The following is a 15,120-nucleotide window of genomic DNA, read 5'->3' on the forward strand; positions in this document are numbered from 1 at the left end:
CCCTCGTCGCAATCCGGTCCGGACACCCCCGAGCCGCCGTCAGCGGCTCGGGGGCGTCCGACGACTCACGCGGCCACGAGCCGGGCGATGTCGTTGTGGGTGTCGTTGGTGACCTCGCAGGTGATCAGGCCCAGCTGGCGGGCCCCCGAGCTCGCGGTGACCCAGGCGGGGAGCTTGCGCTTGTCGACGCCAGGCAGGACCTCCGCGACCTTCCAGGTGCGGCCGCCGATGGTGGCAGTGTCGCCCACCTTGAGCCGGCGGACGTCCTCCAGCGCTCCCTTGCTGGAGGGGTCCTTGGTGGAGTGCCCGACGATGATCGTGGTCCCCGCGGCGGCGTCCATGGGCTGGCTGCCCGTCCACCGGCAGACGGATCGGATGTCCGGCGGCGGCGTCACCATCTTGTTGCGCGTCGAGCACTCCTTGACCGGCGCACTGACCGACAGTGCAGGCATGCTGAGGACGTTGGGGTCGCCCTGCGGCGCCGCGCTCGACGGTGCCGTCCCCCCAGCGGTCGTCGTGGACGCCGGGGCGGCGGCGGTGCTCGTGGTGGTGGACGTGGCAGCACTGCTGCAGCCCGCCGCCAGGAGGGCGAGCGTCGTGGCAAGGGCGGGTAGACCGCGGTTCATCAAGGACTCCTCTGGGCGCAGTGGCCTCGACCAGGGACACGGGAGGCCTGGTCGCACGCTAGCGACCGATCGGCATCGTCAGTAGTCCCAGGTCATCCCTGGCGTCCATGACCACGCGGGCGGCCCCACGGCGCTGCGGGAGGCAACCGCGTGAACGCGCAGCGCACACGCCTTCGTGCTGGTCCCGGCCCCGGCGCGAACGGGTCACAGACTCGCGAGAAGGCGCTTCATCTCGTCGATCTCGGGCTGCTGGCTGGCGAGGACGCTCTGCGCCAGCTGCTTGCTCGCGGCGTCCTGGCCCTGCTCGAGCTCGTCCTGGGCCATGACCAGCGCGCCCTGGTGGTGGGCGATCATCGAGGTGAGGAACTCCTTGTCGAAGGCCTTGCCGCTCAGGCCCTTCAGGGTCACCATGACCTGGGCCTGGGACGTGCCGTTCATGTCCATGCCGGGCATCTCCATGCCCGCGTGGGGATTCTGCGTCGACTCGCCCCAAGACGTCAGCCATCCCTTCATCCGGACGATCTCCGGCTGCTGGGCGGCGGCGATCCGCCCCGCGAGGGCCTTGACCTCGGGGCTGCCGGCGCGGGTGGCCGCGAGGGCCGACATGTCCAGCGCGCCCTGGTGGTGGGCGATCATCATCTGGCTGAACATCGTGTCCGCGGCGTTGTGGGCGCCGGTGGTGGCCGCCGAGGTGGATCCGGTGGGCGACCCCGAGGTGGCCGTGGCCGAGGCTGCCGTCGTCGTGGCCACGGAGGAGGTGGTCGCCGTGCGGATGGCGTCCCTAGACCCGCCGCAGCCGGCAAGGGTCGCGGTGGCCAGGGCGGCGACGGCGAGGGTGCGAACTGTGGAGTGCGGCATACCCAGAAGGATGCGGCCTGCGGGGTCCTGGTGGGGTCTTGTCCCGCCGTGAGCTGCCACCCGGATCCGATCGGCGTGCGCCCCGGCGGCCCCCTAGGTGTAACTCGGCAGGACGTTGTTGACGCTGGTTTTGGGGCGTGAGGCTGGGGGCTTGCCGCCAGCGGCTGTGTGGGGGCGATGGTAGTTGTAGTGGTTGACCCACCCGGCGATGCCGTTGCGACGTTGCTGCTCGCTGGTCCAGGGGCGGGCGTAAAGGACCTCGCTGCTCATCAGGCCTTGGTAGCGCTCGACCTTGCCGTTGTGCTTAGGCGTGTAGGGGCGGATCCGTTGATGGCGTGAGGCGAACGAGGCGGCGTGACGGGCGAAGTGCTTGGACGTGTAGGCGGGCCCGTTGTCGGTGACGATCCGCGTGTAGCGGGTGATGCCGTGGGCGCGGAAGAACACTCGGGCGCGGGACAGGAACGCGACCACGGTGGCGGCGGTCTCGTCGTCGTGGCACTCGGTGTAGGCCAGGCGGGAGAACCCGTCAACGGCGGAGTGGATGTACGTGTACCCGGCACGGGTGCCCTTCCTGCCGGTGGCGCGGGCGGCGCGGTCGGCTGCTTTGTCTTGCTCGCTGCCGCGTCCGTGGACCCGCCAGCCGCCACCGTCGGGGATGCGGGCGGCTTTCTTCACGTCGAGATGGATCATGTGTCCGGGGTAGCGGGCGGTGATCGTGCCGGGCGCGCGGAGGGGTTCGCCGTCGGCGTCGAGCCATGACAGGCGAGGCAGCCCGACTCGGTGCAGGATCCGGGAGACCGTGCACGCGGCGATCGTGACGCCCTCGGCGGCGAGGTCGGCGGCGATCCGCGTGGCCGAGCGCTTCTTCTTGCGCAGCTCGATGACCCGGTCCACGACGTTCTGAGGCGTCTGGGTGGGGCGCCGGTGGGGTGCGCTGGAGCGGTCGAGCAGTCCGGCCTGCCCGTACTCGCGGTAGCGGTTCACCCACCTCGACAGGCACTGGCGTGACACGCCTGCTTCCGCGGCGACGTGGGCGATGGGGCGGTGCTGACAACGCAGCACGAGCCGGTGACGACCCTCGGGTGTCAGGGGCGCGTTACGGTGGGGCACAGGGCAGGTCCTTCGAGATCGGCTATACGAGTTGCTTGGTCGCTACTCATGGTGCCGCCGACGGACCTGCCCGTCCTCAACCCCGGCCCCGCGTCAACAACCTCCTGCACCGCAACACCTAGGCTGACGAGCATGACGCGGATGCGGCTCGATGCCATCGACGGACGCCACCTCCTGGAGCTGGACTGCGGCGAGCTGCCCGTCGACGAGGTCGTCATGGCCGCCGGCCACGAGCCGAACGGTGACTTCTGGGACGGCATCGCGACCCTCCTCGCCCCCGAGGTGGTGCAGCGGCTGGAGCTGGACTCCGAGGGTGGCATGTTCTGCGCGTATGGCGCGCGCGCCGATCTGGAGCAGCTGCAGTCCCTCATCGAGCCGGTGCTGACCGATGGCGAGGCGATCGGCGGCCTTCTGGACCGGGCCGCAGCCGAGGGCTTCGAGTTCGACGCCTGACCCCGGCGTCCGAGCACGTTCGCTCCGCGGGACGCGACGTGCCCGAGCGGATCGCGATCGCCGAGGGCGAGGGTGACCTCTCGCTCGACGCGTGGCGGCAGGAGCACGCTGCCCGCTGTGCGCCGCACCTGCGGTCAGGTGGCTGTGGGGTTAGGGGGCGGGAATGGATCCGGCATACCAGGAGTTGACACGACCAGACTCAAGATCACTGACACGAGGTTGCACATCCAGGCGGCCGGTCATACCTTGAGTGCAAGCGACTCAACCTGAACCGCAGACCCCAAGGAGCCCCACATGGCACGCGCCGTCGGAATCGACCTCGGCACCACCAACTCCGCCGTCTCCGTCCTCGAGGGCGGCGAGCCGGAGATCATCGCCAACGCCGAGGGTGGCCGCACCACCCCGTCGGTCGTGGCCTTCAGCAAGAACGGCGAGGTCCTGGTCGGCGAGATCGCCAAGCGCCAGGCCGTCACCAACGTCGACCGCACCATCCGCTCGGTCAAGCGCCACATGGGCACCGACTGGAAGCAGGAGATCGACGGCAAGGACTACACCCCGCAGGAGATCAGCGCCCGCACGCTGATGAAGCTCAAGCGTGACGCCGAGGCCTACCTCGGCGAGGCCGTCACCGACGCTGTCATCACCGTCCCGGCGTACTTCGACGACGCCGAGCGTCAGGCCACCAAGGAGGCCGGCGAGATCGCGGGCCTCAACGTCCTGCGCATCGTCAACGAGCCGACCGCGGCCGCGCTGGCCTACGGTCTGGACAAGGGCAAGGAGGACGAGCTCATCCTCGTCTTCGACCTCGGCGGCGGCACCTTCGACGTGTCCCTCCTCGAGGTGGGCAAGGACGCCGAGGACGGCTTCGCCACCATCCAGGTCCGCGCGACCAACGGCGACAACCGCCTCGGCGGCGACGACTGGGACGACCGGATCGTCAAGCACCTGCTCACCCAGGTCAAGAACCAGACCGGCATGGACCTGGCCAACGACAAGATCGCGATGCAGCGCCTCAAGGACGCCGCCGAGCAGGCCAAGAAGGAGCTCTCCACCGCGACGAGCACCAACATCAACCTGCAGTACCTCTCGATGGGCGAGAACGGCCCGATCCACCTGGACGAGACGCTCACCCGCACCCAGTTCGAGCAGATGACGTCCGACCTGCTGGCCCGCTGCAAGGACCCCTTCCACGCGGTCATCAAGGACGCGGGCATCCAGGTCGGGGACATCAACCACGTGGTCCTCGTGGGTGGTTCGACCCGTATGCCGGCCGTGAGCAACCTGGTCAAGGAGCTCACCGGCAAGGAGCCCAACAAGGGCGTCAACCCGGACGAGGTCGTCGCCATGGGCGCCTCCCTGCAGGCCGGTGTCCTCAAGGGCGAGCGCAAGGACGTCCTGCTCATCGACGTCACCCCGCTGTCCCTCGGCATCGAGACCAAGGGCGGCCTGATGACCAAGCTCATCGAGCGCAACACGGCCATCCCGACCAAGCGCTCCGAGGTCTTCACGACGGCCGAGGACAACCAGCCGTCGGTGCTGATCCAGGTCTTCCAGGGCGAGCGCGAGCTGGCCCAGCAGAACAAGGGCCTCGGCACCTTCGAGCTGACCGGCATCGCCCCCGCGCCCCGTGGCATGCCCAAGATCGAGGTCACCTTCGACATCGACGCCAACGGCATCGTGCACGTGTCCGCCAAGGACCAGGGCACGGGCAAGGAGCAGTCGATGACCATCTCCGGCGGCAGCGCGCTGTCCAAGGAGGAGATCGACCGCATGGTCAAGGACGCGGAGGCGCACGCCGAGGAGGACAAGAAGCGTCGCGAGGAGGCCGAGTCCCGCAACAACGCGGAGCAGCTCGTCTACTCCACCGAGAAGTTCCTGGCCGACAACACCGACAAGCTCCCCGAGGACGGTCGCAAGCCCGTCGACGAGGCGCTGACGGACCTCAAGGCCGCCCTCGCCGACCAGGGCACCTCCTCCGACGACATCCAGGCCAAGGCCACGAAGCTGTCCGAGGAGTCCCAGAAGCTCGGTGCCGCGCTCTACGCCCAGCAGGACCAGGGCGCCGAGGCGGGTGCGCCGGGCGCCGGTGCCGGCCAGCAGGCCAAGGCGGACGACGACGTCATCGACGCCGAGGTCGTCGACGACAAGGACGCCAAGTGACCGAGGGCGCCACCGACCGCGTGGGCTCCTCCGAGCAGGGGGAGCCCACCGGGCCGGTCATCCGGGACAAGCGACGCCTCGACCCGCAGACTGGTCGGGTGCGTGAGCAGGGCGCGGCCGTCGACCCAGGTCTCGCCCACGACGACCGGGAGGTCCCCATGTCTGACCAGCACCACGAGCACGACGACCAGCACACCGCGATGGCGATGGGCGACGACTCCTTCGGTGGCGCGGTGGGCGACGCCCTGCCGGGCCGGCAGTCCTCCGAGGGCGAGGCCGGGGCTGTCGAGGAGGCCGGCCAGGACGACGAGGACGGTATGCCGAAGAGCCCCTTCTCGCCCGAGGAGACCGCCGCGCAGACGGCCGCCCTCGACGCGGAGCGGGCGCGCGCCCAGGCCACGTCCGGTCAGGGGCACCCCGACACGGCGCTGGCCGCCGAGCGGCTCGCCGACCTGCAGCGCCTGCAGGCGGAGTACGTCAACTACAAGAAGCGCGTCGACCGCGACAAGGCCACCCTCAAGGACCTGGGTGTCGCCTCCGTCGTCGAGGCGCTGATGCCGGTGCTCGACGAGATCGCGCTGGCCCGCCAGCACGGTGACCTCGCCGAGGGCAGCCCCTTCGCCAGCATCGCCGACAAGCTCCAGGCCGCCCTCGGGCGCTTCGGCCTCGAGCAGTTCGGCGAGGCGGGGGAGGCCTTCGACCCGACGGTCCACGAGGCCCTGATGCACGTCCAGGCCGAGCTGCCCGAGGGGGCGACCGGCACGACCGTGGTCCAGGTCCTCCAACCCGGCTACCGCCAGGGCGAGCGCGTGCTGCGCGCCGCCCGGGTCTCGGTGGCCGACCCGCAGTAGCCCACCTGCGCCGCGGGGCGTCTCCCCTCGGGAGGCGCCCCGCGGCGCACCGGGAGCGGTCCGGCGGGCGACCCCGCCCACCGGACGGCATACGGCCCGGACCATCCCCAGAACGCGACAGCACCTTCGACCCCCAGGAAGGAGACGCCGGTGGCCAGCCAGGACTGGTTCGAGAAGGACTTCTACGCCACGCTGGGCGTCCCGGCGGACGCGGAGGCGGACGCCATCAAGCGCGAGTACCGCAAGCTCGCCCGTCAGTACCACCCCGACCAGAACGCCGGCGACGCCGTCGCCGAGCAGAAGTTCAAGGAGGTCGGTGAGGCCTACTCGGTGCTCTCCGACCCCGAGCAGCGCCGGCAGTACGACGCCATCCGCCAGATGGCCCGCGGCGGAGCGCGATTCGCGCCCGGAGCCGGAGGAGCGGGCGGCGGCTTCGAGGACGTCTTCAGCCACCTATTCACCGGCGGCGCGGGCGGACCGGGCCTGCGCTTCACCACCACCGGCGGCGGACAGCAGCCCGACATGGAGGACCTGCTGCGCATGTTCGGCGGCGCCGGCGCCGGCTCGCCCTTCGACGGCTACGGTGCGTACGGCGCCTCCCAGGGCCCACGCCCCGGCGCGGACGTCCAGGCCACCGTCACCATCGGCTTCAGCGAGGCCGTCCGCGGCGACACCGTCAGCCTCACCGCCGGCGACGGCGAACGGATCACCACCCGGATCCCCGCGGGGGTCAAGGACGGCCAGCGGATCCGGTTGCGCGGCAAGGGACGCCAGGGCGACCCCGGCGCGGCTCGCGGCGACCTGATGCTCACCGTGCACGTCCGGCCCCACGAGGTCTTCGGGCGCGACGGCGACCACCTCACCGTGGACCTGCCCGTGACCTTCGCCGAGGCGGCGTTGGGCGCGACCGTCAAGGTGCCCACCCTCGGCGGGGAGCTCGTGGGGGTGCGGCTGCGTCCCGGCACCCAGAGCGGTCAGAAGCTGCGCGTCAAGGGACGCGGCGTCGCCCGCAAGGACACCACGGGCGACCTCATCGCCACCGTCAAGGTCATGGTCCCGACGGAGCTGTCGGACGCGGCCCGCGCCGCCGTCGAGACGCTCGCCGCCGAGACCGCCGACGAGGACGTCCGCGTCGACCTGCGCGCCCGCGCCGCGAGGGAGTGACCAACCATGCCCGCCGAGCCCTTCGCCCCCGACGACGACGCCCCCCTCTTCGTGATCTCGGTGGCGGCGCAGCTCGCGGGCATGCACGCCCAGACGCTTCGGCAGTACGACCGCCTCGGCCTGGTCACCCCCCGGCGGACCGGGGGCGGGGGCCGGAGATACTCACCCCGTGACGTGGCCCAGCTGCGCGAGATCCAGCGCCTGTCCCAGGAGGAGGGCGTGAGCCTGTCCGGCATACGTCGGATCCTGGAGCTGCAGGAGACCCTCACGGCGCTCCACGCGCGCCTGGAGGAGATGACCGCCGAGGTGGAGCGCCTCCGCGCGGTCACGACCTATGGCCAGCGCGTCTTCGCCGCCGGCCGACGCGGCGACGTCGTCGCGATGCCGCCCGGCCAGCGTCCCCGGCCCCATCGCCCGGCCGGTCAGGCCCTCGTGGTGTGGCGCCCGGACGGTCGCGGCTGAGGCGCGGCCCGACCGGCATCCTCGCCATCACGCCGGTCAGGTGACCGTCACTTGCTGACCGGGTCGTTGGTGATCATCCGCGAGGCCAGCGCCTCCTGCATGATCGAGAAGAAGCTCTCCACCTTGCGGGCGTCGTAGGCCTTGCCGTCCGGCACGGCCCTGGCGATCCGGTCGAGGGTGGCGAAGTCGGCGTCGGCGCTGACGGCCACCAGGACCAGACGGACCGGTCGCGAGCTGTCGGCCGCGGCCTTGCGCAGGTTCTCGATCAGCTGGGCCTCCGTGATGGAGTTCGGGTCGTCGTTCTTGCCGTCGGTGATGAGCAGCAGGGTGTTGGTGTAGTCCGGCTGGTAGGTCTTCTGCATCTCCTGGTAGCCGCCCCAGATGGTGTCGAACAAGGCGGTGCCGTTGGCGCGGCGCCAGTTCAGGGTCTGGAGGGCCTGGCCGAGGGCGGCCCGCTGCGTGACGTCGCCGACCTTCTCGTCCAGCTGGCGGGCGGGGGCGACCACCTTCCAGTCCGGCTGACCGGCCGTGCCCATGTCGAAGGACCAGAGCCCGATCTGGCTGCTGTCGGGGAACTTCGCCAGGGACTGGACGGCGGCGTTGCGCGCCAGCTCCATGCGGTTCATGTTGGGCAGGGCGGGCTTCTTCATGGACTCCGAGGTGTCCATCACGGTGAGCATGCGGGTCTGTCGGGACATGGTGACCCACATCTTCAGGGCCGTGTCCGTATCGCGTGCCTTGCCCGCGGGCATCGCGGGGGGCAGCGTGGCGGGCACGCCGTCCAGGCCCGGCCCGGTCGACCCGTTCACCCGGAACCCGGCCTTGGTGAGGTCGGCGACGCCCTCCTGGGAGGTGAGCCCCGCCCGCAGCGCCTCGACGGCCTTGGCCGGGGGTGCCTTGACGCCCGCGATGGATACCACGGAGTAGTCGAGCTGGGGGACGCCCTCCTGGGGGGTGATCGCCCCGACCTTGGCGTCCGGGTGGGCGGCGTTCATCGCGACGATCTGCTGCTCGGAGGCGGGGAAGGTCATCGCGCTCGGGTCGGAGGACGTGGCGAGGCGGCGCAGCTCGCGCTCGTCGATCGTGGTGCGGGAGAGCACGAGCAGCAGCTTCTGCAGCGCCGTGGCGTCGTTGGCGGCGCTCATCGCGAGCGCCTTCTGCACCCCGAGGAGGGAGACGAGGGAGGCTGTGCTGCGCTCCGGGGTGGCGACCCGGATCGGCAGGGCCTGCTGGCGGATCAGGTGGGACCACGGCAGCGGGGCCGGCTTGACCCGGCCGACCGCGGCGTGGGGGATGGTGAACAGCACGGGCGAGGTCGCGACGGGCTGGCCCAGGTCGAGCTTGAGGTTCGGGTTGGCCGCGGTGACTCGCTGCACCCAGACCGAGGAGTCGGGGATCCACACCTGGGTGCGGTCGTTGGCCCCGCTCATCAGGCCCGAGGCGGTGACGGCCGCGCTCTCGGGGGTGATGGTGTAGTCGACGCAGTCCTTGCCGTTGCCCTCGAGGCGGTCGGTCACCGTGCGCAGGACGGGGGCGAAGTCCTCCGTGGTCGTGACCCGCAGGGGCGTCGTCGTCGAGCACCCCTTGAGCGCCGGGGCCGAGGACACCGCGGAGGCCGCCGTGGCGGTGTCGCCGCCGGCCCCGGAATGGTGGTTGGTCGCGAACAGCGCCCCGAGCCCGACGACGGCGACGACCGGCAGACCGATCAGCGCAGCCTTCGGCGTGGCGCTGCGGTTGGGTGAGGAGTGACGTCCCATGACGTGGAATGTAGCCGAGCAGGAGCACGGCGTGAACGGGCGGCAACGGGCTGGTCCCCTGACTGAGGACCCTAGGGGATCAAGGAATGACGTGGGGTGATCAACCGGCGCTCAACGTGAGGGAGGGGTGCTTGCGGTCGGGCGGGTCGGAGCGGGATCGCGCCCCGTGGCTCGCTCGGCTCCGAGGATGGGCACCTGCCGTCGCGTCCGGGCGACCAGCTCCAGGTCCACGTCGGTCACGAGCAGCCCGGGGTGGGCGTCGAGCCGGCCACGCACCGCACCCGTGGGGTCGACGACGGCGCTGCGGCCGACCCCGAGCGGCGTGGACCCGGCGTCCGGCTGCCAGGCCTGCCCCGCCGCGACGACCCAGGCCTGCGCGTCGTGCGCCCGGGCCGCGGTGAGCAGGTCCCACTGCTGGGCCTTGCCCGGCCCGTCGCCCCAGGAGGCGGCCAGGGCCACGACCTCGGCCCCGGCCCGGCCCAGGGCCGTGAACTGGTCCGGGAACCGGACGTCGAAGCAGGTGGAGAGCCCGACGCGGACCCCGTCCACGTCGACGGTGACGTAGCCGTCCCCAGGCGCGACGTGGTCGGACTCGCGGGTGGCGAAGGCGTCGAAGAGGTGGACCTTGCGGTAGGCCACCTCGGCGTGCGGGCCCGTGAGCAGCAGGGTGTTGTGGACCCGCCCGTCCGGGGCCGGCTCGAACATCCCGGCCACGACGGTGATCTCGTGGTCGCGGGCGGCCGCTCGCAGCCCCTCGGCGAAGGGCCCGTCCAGGGGCTCGGCATACGGCCCGACCGGGACGGCGAAGCTCACCATCGTGGCCTCGGGCAGCACCACGAGCGACGCCCCTGCCGCCGCGGCCTCGCGGACCAGGCGCGTCGCCTCGGCGAGGTTGGCCCGGACGTCGTCCCCGCTGCGCAGCTGGCCGGCAGCGACCCGCCAGGTGCGGCTCACCCCTGGGCCTCCAGCCGCTCCTGCGCCGCCACGAAGGCATCGTGGGAGGTGGGGTCGAAGGGCACGAAGCGCACCAGGTCGATGCCGTTCTTGGGGTGGCGGCCCACCTGCTCCAGGGCGATCCGGGCCACGTCGGCGACCTTCCAGCCGTAGGCGCCGGCGCTGACCGCGGGGAAGGCGATCGAGCGCACCCCCAGCTCCTGGGCGACGTCGAGGCACCGGGTGTAGCAGGACGCGAGCAGCCGCGGGTCGATCTGACCCTCGTGGCGGTTGGGACCCACGGTGTGGATGACGTAGCGACAGGGGAGGTCTCCGGCGGAGGTGGCGACCGCCTCGCCCACGGGCAGGCCGTCGGGCAGGTCCGTGGCCCGGACGTGCCGGCACTCCTCGCGCAGGCTCGGGCCCGCGGCGCGGTGTATGGCGCCGTCCACGCCCCCACCACCCATGAGCGAGGAGTTGGCGGCGTTGACGATGGCGTCGACGGCCTGCTCGGTGATGTCGCCCTGGACGATCTCGATCACTGCCATGGGCCCAGCCTAGCCACGGCTCGTTCACCTCTGCGGCGTCGTGCCGTCACCGCGCCCTCCTAGCGTCCGCAGGGAGGACCCATGCCCTCCACCGACCCAAGGAGCGAACACCCCATGTGCCGCGACGGCTCGCACGACCACGACCACCCGATCCCCGCCGACTGGGACGAGCCGGTGACGCCGTTGGCCCCGCAGCGCCCTGCGGGCCCCTCGCGGCGCGGCCTGATCGCGGGCGCAGGCGCCGCCGCCCTCGGGGCGGGCCTGCTGCCAGGGGCCTTCGGGTCCGCGAGCGCCGCCTCCGCCGGGCGGGGCCCGGGCAAGGGCTACCGGTGGCTGGTGGGCGACCACCACGTGCACACGGTCTTCTCCCACGACGCGAAGTACCTCGTCGACACCCAGGTCGCCAAGGCTCGGGAGTTCGGCGTCGACTGGATGGTCTTCACCGAGCACGCCAACTTCGCCCACTACGACAAGGGCGCCTACCTCGAGAAGGCGATCCTCGAGCGGGTGCGGGCGGCCAACCCGGGCCTGCTCGTCTTCCAGGGGCTGGAGTGGTACATCCCCGCGGCGGAGCACTGCACCGTCATGGTCGCCCCCGGCGCCAACGACGTCGAGCTCATCCGCCAGTTCGAGAAGCAGTGGGACGGCAAGCTCAACAAGTGGGAGAAGCCCGCCCCCGGCACCCCGCAGGTCGCCGAGTGGGAGGCCAAGGCGGTGCAGGCGCTGCAGTGGCTGGCCGGCGAGCGCCGCCGCGGCGTGGTCGACGACGTGCTCGTCCTCGCCAACCACCCGCTGCGTCTCGGCATCGACTCCCCGCACGAGCTGCGGGCCTGGCGCGACGCGGCGCCGGAGATCATGATCGGGATGGAGGGTGCGCCCGGCGCGCAGGCGGGCGCCTTCGGGACCAACCGCGACCCCTCCTACCAGCGCGGGGAGTACGAGAACGCCCCCTCGCCCTACTCCTGGCCGGGCTACCCGCTCGAGGCCTACCGCACGCGCGGGGGCTTCGACTGGGCGACGTCGGTCGTCGGAGGGCTGTGGGACTCGATGCTGGCCGAGGGCAGGCCCTACTGGATCACCTCGAACTCCGACCACCACAACGAGTCCCGCGACCGCACCCGCGTGGGCGACTACCCGGCGGGCGAGAGCTTCGACACGATGGGTCGTCGTCCCGACCCGGTGCCGACCGCGGACCCCCAGGGCGGCGCGGACTACTGGCCCGGCAAGTTCAGCCGCAACCACACCGGCGTGGAGCGCGCGACCTACCGCGACGTCATGCGGGCCCTGCGCGAGGGGCGCTCGTGGGTCGACCACGGCCACCTGGTCAACCAGGTCGAGGTCACCGTCACCGCCCAGGGCCCCCACGGCCGGCGCGAGGTCGCCACGCTCGGCGGCCGGGTCACGGCCCTGCGTGGCAGCCTGGTGGTCATCACCATCCACATCCGGCCGACGACCTACGCCAACGCCTGGGGGATCACCCCCCGGCTCGCGCACGTCGACATCATCCAGGGCAAGGTCACCGGCCCGGTCGCCGACCGCGATACCTGGAAGGCCCCCGACACCCGCGTCACCCGGACCTTCGACACCACCGGCAGGCGTGGCGAGGTCCACCTGACCCACGCCTTCGTGGCCACCACCTCCGGCTACCTTCGCCTGCGGGGCAGCGACGGCAACCGGCACGGCGCCGGGCCCCTGGGCGCGGCGGTCGACCCCCACGGCCCGATCCCGCACGACGGCGCCACCGACGCCGGCAACCCGTGGGTCGACACGTGGTTCTACACCAACCCCGTCTTCGTCGACGTCCGCTGACCACGGACCCGGGGCAGGTCGTATGCCGGGGGTGACCACGCAGGTCTTCCCCGGCATACCCTGGTCACATCAGGGCCGAGGCGAGCCGGCAGAAGCCGTCGGCGACCTTCTGGTGCCACGGGCGCCGCTGCCACTCCAGCAGGGTGAGCGGGCGGGACGCGGCGCGCAGCTCGTCCTCGTAGGTCGCCAGGTCCTGACCGAAGTCCTCACCCTCGACCAGGACCGACACCTCCAGGTTGAGCTGGAAGGACCGCATGTCGAGGTTCGACGAGCCGACCACCGAGGTCTGGCCGTCGACGGTGAGCGTCTTGGCGTGCAGGACGTAGGGCGGGGGGTACATCCAGATCCGTACGCCTGCCTGCAGCAGCAGGCCGTAGTAGGACCGCTGTGCGTGGTGCACGATCCGCTGGTCGCCCTGCTCGGAGACGAACAGCTCGACGTCCAGGCCCTGCTCGGCCGCGGTCGTGATCGCCATCAGGATCGACTCGTCCGGCACGAAGTAGGGGCTCACCATCCGCACCGACTCGTTGGCGTTGTAGATCAGCGAGTTGAACAGCTTGAGGTTGTTCTGCGCGTCGAACCCGGGCCCGCTCGGCACGCACTGGGCATACAGGCGCCCAGGCTGCTCCAGGACGTCGACGGGCGGGTCGGCGACGTCGAGCAGCTCGTCGGTCTCGGAGTACCAGTCGGTGCGGAACACCGCGTCGAGCTCCTGGACGATGGGCCCGCCGAAGCGCGCCATGATGTCCCGCCACTCGCGCCCGAGGCGACGGTTCTGCCGCTTGCCGTAGCGCGCGTCGATGAGGTTCTGCGAGCCGACGAAGGCCACCCGCCCGTCGACGATGAGCAGCTTGCGGTGGTTGCGCAGGTCCGGCCGCAGCAGCTCGCGCTTGAACGGCGTGAACGGCAGCATCCGGGCCCAGCGGACCCCGGCCTGCTCCATCCGGGCCAGGGTGGCCCGGTAGCCCGGGATACGCAGGGACGCCAGGTGGTCGAAGAGCACCCGCACGGTGGCCCCGCGGGCCACGGCCCGCTCCAGCGCGGCGAAGACCGGCTCGGTCGTCTCGTCCGCGGACAGGATGTAGAACTCGGCGTGCACGAAGTCCTCGGCGGCGTCGATCTCGTCGATCATCAGCTGGAAGGACAGCAGGTAGTCCGGCTCCAGGGTGGCCTCGCAGCCCGGGACCATGGGCATCGCCCCGAGCCGGCGGTTCATCCGCGTGACCGGCTCGAGCCACGGCGGCGCCGAGTCCGGGCCCTGGGTGTCGATGTCCGCCGTCCGCTGGAGGATCACCTCGGAGACCCGGCGCTGCTTGTTGCGGCGGCGGCGGGGGAGCTTGGGGGAGCCGATCAGCGCGTAGGCGAAGAGCCCGACGAAGGGCACGAGGAAGATCGCGAGCAACCACGCGACGGCGCTGGCCGGTCGGCGGTCGTTGGAGACCACGGCAGCGGCGACGACGCGGAAGGCCAGGTCCAGCAGGATGACGAGGTAGACCCACAGGTTGCCCCCGGTGGGCGGCCAGTCGAACCATCCCCACCAGCCGTAGACCCACTCCACCTTCGCAGGCTAGCCGGTGGGGCCACCCGGGGAGGGGCTTTCCTCCACCGAGACGGGGAAGCCCTCGGCCAGCAGCCGCTCGCTCACCCGGACCATCTCCTCGTGGCTCGGCAGCTCGGCCATGACCCTCGTCATGCCCACCCCGACGTCGACGCGGTCGGCGGGGACCAGTCCGCGGCGCACGAGCTCCTGACCCAGCTCCTCGACCTGGGGGTCGCTGAGGCGGCGGCGCAGGAGGGCCAGCATGGGCTGGTAGTCGGTGGCCGGCACCCCGTCGGGGTATCCGGCGCGGAGCCAGGTGATGACGCGCTCCAGGTAGTGATTCATGGTGTCGTCCTCGGGTGGGGCCGGTGACCGGCTGGGTGCTCGACCTGCGGGGGCGTGGCGGTGTCGTCCCTGGACGACGGAAGGGCGCTGCGGCACCGTGCGGTGCCGAGCGCCCCGTCGCCGTGGACGTTACGTCCAGTATGACGTCAAATACTCTCGGTTGAACTGTTGTCTCGTGAATGTGACGCCGCCTCGGCCGGCGCCAGCGGCCACCCCCCGGCCGCCAGCCGGCTCGCGACCCGCTGGACGTCCTCGGCGGAAGGCCGCTCGTGGACGGCCTGGCGGATCCGCTCCTCGATCTGCGCCCGGGAGACCTGGGTGCCTGGCTCGCGGTGCCTGGTCATCTCCTCGGCGACCTCCAGCACCTCCTGCTCGGTGAGGTCGCGGTGCAGGATGCCGAAGAGGGCGATGTAGTCCTGCTGCGGCACGCCCTGCGGATAGCCCGCCCGCAGCCAGTCGATGATCCGGGTCAGCACGGTGCTCTGCATGACGACCGACTCTGTC

General features: G+C 71.6%; 15 protein-coding genes. 6 read left to right on the forward strand and 9 right to left on the reverse strand.

Annotation, left to right across the window (positions count from 1 at the left end):
- Positions 1 to 65: 65 nt before the first annotated feature.
- From MM438_RS01880 to MM438_RS01890, 3 genes are all read right to left on the reverse strand, one after another.
- Positions 66 to 626: a class F sortase gene (locus MM438_RS01880; RefSeq protein WP_241450099.1), complete on the reverse strand. Its 561-nt coding sequence runs from the start codon at positions 624 to 626 to the stop codon at positions 66 to 68.
- A gap of 204 nt (positions 627 to 830) precedes the next feature.
- Positions 831 to 1,484 carry a DUF305 domain-containing protein gene (locus MM438_RS01885; RefSeq protein ID WP_241450100.1) on the reverse strand — a complete coding sequence of 218 codons (654 nt, stop codon included), beginning with the start codon at positions 1,482 to 1,484 and terminating at the stop codon, positions 831 to 833.
- A gap of 93 nt (positions 1,485 to 1,577) precedes the next feature.
- Complete coding sequence (locus MM438_RS01890; RefSeq protein ID WP_241450101.1) at positions 1,578 to 2,594, reverse strand: IS481 family transposase; 1,017 nt, start codon at positions 2,592 to 2,594, stop codon at positions 1,578 to 1,580.
- 132 nt (positions 2,595 to 2,726) lie between these two features.
- On the opposite strand from MM438_RS01890, the gene MM438_RS01895 reads away from it, so the two are divergent.
- The 5 genes from MM438_RS01895 to MM438_RS01915 all read left to right on the forward strand — a co-directional run bounded on the left by MM438_RS01895 (position 2,727) and on the right by MM438_RS01915 (position 7,684).
- Positions 2,727 to 3,047: an Imm51 family immunity protein gene (locus MM438_RS01895; RefSeq protein WP_241450102.1), complete on the forward strand. Its 321-nt coding sequence runs from the start codon at positions 2,727 to 2,729 to the stop codon at positions 3,045 to 3,047.
- Between the two features lie 294 nt (positions 3,048 to 3,341).
- Positions 3,342 to 5,207: a molecular chaperone DnaK gene (gene dnaK, locus MM438_RS01900; protein ID WP_241450103.1), complete on the forward strand. Its 1,866-nt coding sequence runs from the start codon at positions 3,342 to 3,344 to the stop codon at positions 5,205 to 5,207.
- Entirely contained in the window at positions 5,204 to 6,058 is an 855-nt protein-coding gene (grpE, locus tag MM438_RS01905; RefSeq protein ID WP_338155490.1) for a nucleotide exchange factor GrpE, read from the forward strand. Before dnaK ends, grpE begins: the two co-directional genes overlap by 4 nt.
- Before the next feature lie 150 nt (positions 6,059 to 6,208).
- Entirely contained in the window at positions 6,209 to 7,222 is a 1,014-nt protein-coding gene (locus tag MM438_RS01910; RefSeq protein ID WP_241450104.1) for a DnaJ C-terminal domain-containing protein, read from the forward strand.
- Between the two features lie 6 nt (positions 7,223 to 7,228).
- The gene (locus tag MM438_RS01915) at positions 7,229 to 7,684 is read left to right on the forward strand and encodes a heat shock protein transcriptional repressor HspR (protein ID WP_241450105.1); all 456 of its coding nucleotides are present in this window, start codon (positions 7,229 to 7,231) and stop codon (positions 7,682 to 7,684) included.
- Between the two features lie 47 nt (positions 7,685 to 7,731).
- Here MM438_RS01915 and MM438_RS01920 read toward each other — a convergent pair whose 3' ends face one another.
- The 3 genes from MM438_RS01920 to MM438_RS01930 all read right to left on the reverse strand — a co-directional run bounded on the left by MM438_RS01920 (position 7,732) and on the right by MM438_RS01930 (position 10,922).
- Positions 7,732 to 9,441 carry a substrate-binding domain-containing protein gene (locus MM438_RS01920; protein WP_241450106.1) on the reverse strand — a complete coding sequence of 570 codons (1,710 nt, stop codon included), beginning with the start codon at positions 9,439 to 9,441 and terminating at the stop codon, positions 7,732 to 7,734.
- Between the two features lie 111 nt (positions 9,442 to 9,552).
- Positions 9,553 to 10,395, reverse strand: a complete 843-nt coding sequence (locus MM438_RS01925; RefSeq protein ID WP_241450107.1) for a carbon-nitrogen hydrolase family protein — start codon at positions 10,393 to 10,395, stop codon at positions 9,553 to 9,555.
- Positions 10,392 to 10,922, reverse strand: a complete 531-nt coding sequence (locus MM438_RS01930) for an O-acetyl-ADP-ribose deacetylase (RefSeq protein WP_241450108.1) — start codon at positions 10,920 to 10,922, stop codon at positions 10,392 to 10,394. The genes MM438_RS01925 and MM438_RS01930 overlap by 4 nt, the downstream gene beginning before the upstream one ends.
- A gap of 81 nt (positions 10,923 to 11,003) precedes the next feature.
- On the opposite strand from MM438_RS01930, the gene MM438_RS01935 reads away from it, so the two are divergent.
- On the forward strand, positions 11,004 to 12,731 hold the full coding sequence (locus tag MM438_RS01935; protein WP_241450109.1) for a PHP domain-containing protein: 1,728 nt from the start codon (positions 11,004 to 11,006) through the stop codon (positions 12,729 to 12,731).
- A gap of 64 nt (positions 12,732 to 12,795) precedes the next feature.
- Here the strand turns inward: MM438_RS01935 and cls are convergent, their stop codons facing one another.
- The 3 genes from cls to MM438_RS01950 form a co-directional block, all read right to left on the reverse strand.
- A complete protein-coding gene (cls, locus tag MM438_RS01940; RefSeq protein WP_241450110.1) occupies positions 12,796 to 14,289 on the reverse strand; it encodes a cardiolipin synthase in 1,494 nt (497 codons plus the stop codon).
- 9 nt (positions 14,290 to 14,298) lie between these two features.
- Positions 14,299 to 14,616, reverse strand: coding sequence for a DUF3349 domain-containing protein (locus MM438_RS01945; RefSeq protein ID WP_241450111.1), 318 nt, complete (start codon positions 14,614 to 14,616; stop codon positions 14,299 to 14,301).
- A 146-nt stretch (positions 14,617 to 14,762) separates the two neighbouring features.
- A complete protein-coding gene (locus MM438_RS01950; RefSeq protein WP_241450112.1) occupies positions 14,763 to 15,104 on the reverse strand; it encodes a DUF3349 domain-containing protein in 342 nt (113 codons plus the stop codon).
- Positions 15,105 to 15,120: the final 16 nt, after the last annotated feature.

The sequence above is a fragment of the Arsenicicoccus dermatophilus genome (assembly GCF_022568795.1).
In the GTDB taxonomy this organism is placed as follows: domain Bacteria; phylum Actinomycetota; class Actinomycetes; order Actinomycetales; family Dermatophilaceae; genus Arsenicicoccus; species Arsenicicoccus dermatophilus.

Coding starts and splice junctions, on each gene's coding strand:
- MM438_RS01880 (WP_241450099.1), bottom strand. CDS start 626: ATGAACCGCGGTCTACCCGCCCTTGCCACGACGCTCGCCCTCCTGGCG.
- MM438_RS01885 (WP_241450100.1), bottom strand. CDS start 1,484: ATGCCGCACTCCACAGTTCGCACCCTCGCCGTCGCCGCCCTGGCCACC.
- MM438_RS01895 (WP_241450102.1), top strand. CDS start 2,727: ATGACGCGGATGCGGCTCGATGCCATCGACGGACGCCACCTCCTGGAG.
- dnaK (WP_241450103.1), top strand. CDS start 3,342: ATGGCACGCGCCGTCGGAATCGACCTCGGCACCACCAACTCCGCCGTC.
- MM438_RS01915 (WP_241450105.1), top strand. CDS start 7,229: ATGCCCGCCGAGCCCTTCGCCCCCGACGACGACGCCCCCCTCTTCGTG.
- MM438_RS01920 (WP_241450106.1), bottom strand. CDS start 9,441: ATGGGACGTCACTCCTCACCCAACCGCAGCGCCACGCCGAAGGCTGCG.
- MM438_RS01930 (WP_241450108.1), bottom strand. CDS start 10,922: ATGGCAGTGATCGAGATCGTCCAGGGCGACATCACCGAGCAGGCCGTC.
- MM438_RS01935 (WP_241450109.1), top strand. CDS start 11,004: ATGCCCTCCACCGACCCAAGGAGCGAACACCCCATGTGCCGCGACGGC.
- MM438_RS01945 (WP_241450111.1), bottom strand. CDS start 14,616: ATGAATCACTACCTGGAGCGCGTCATCACCTGGCTCCGCGCCGGATAC.
- MM438_RS01950 (WP_241450112.1), bottom strand. CDS start 15,104: ATGCAGAGCACCGTGCTGACCCGGATCATCGACTGGCTGCGGGCGGGC.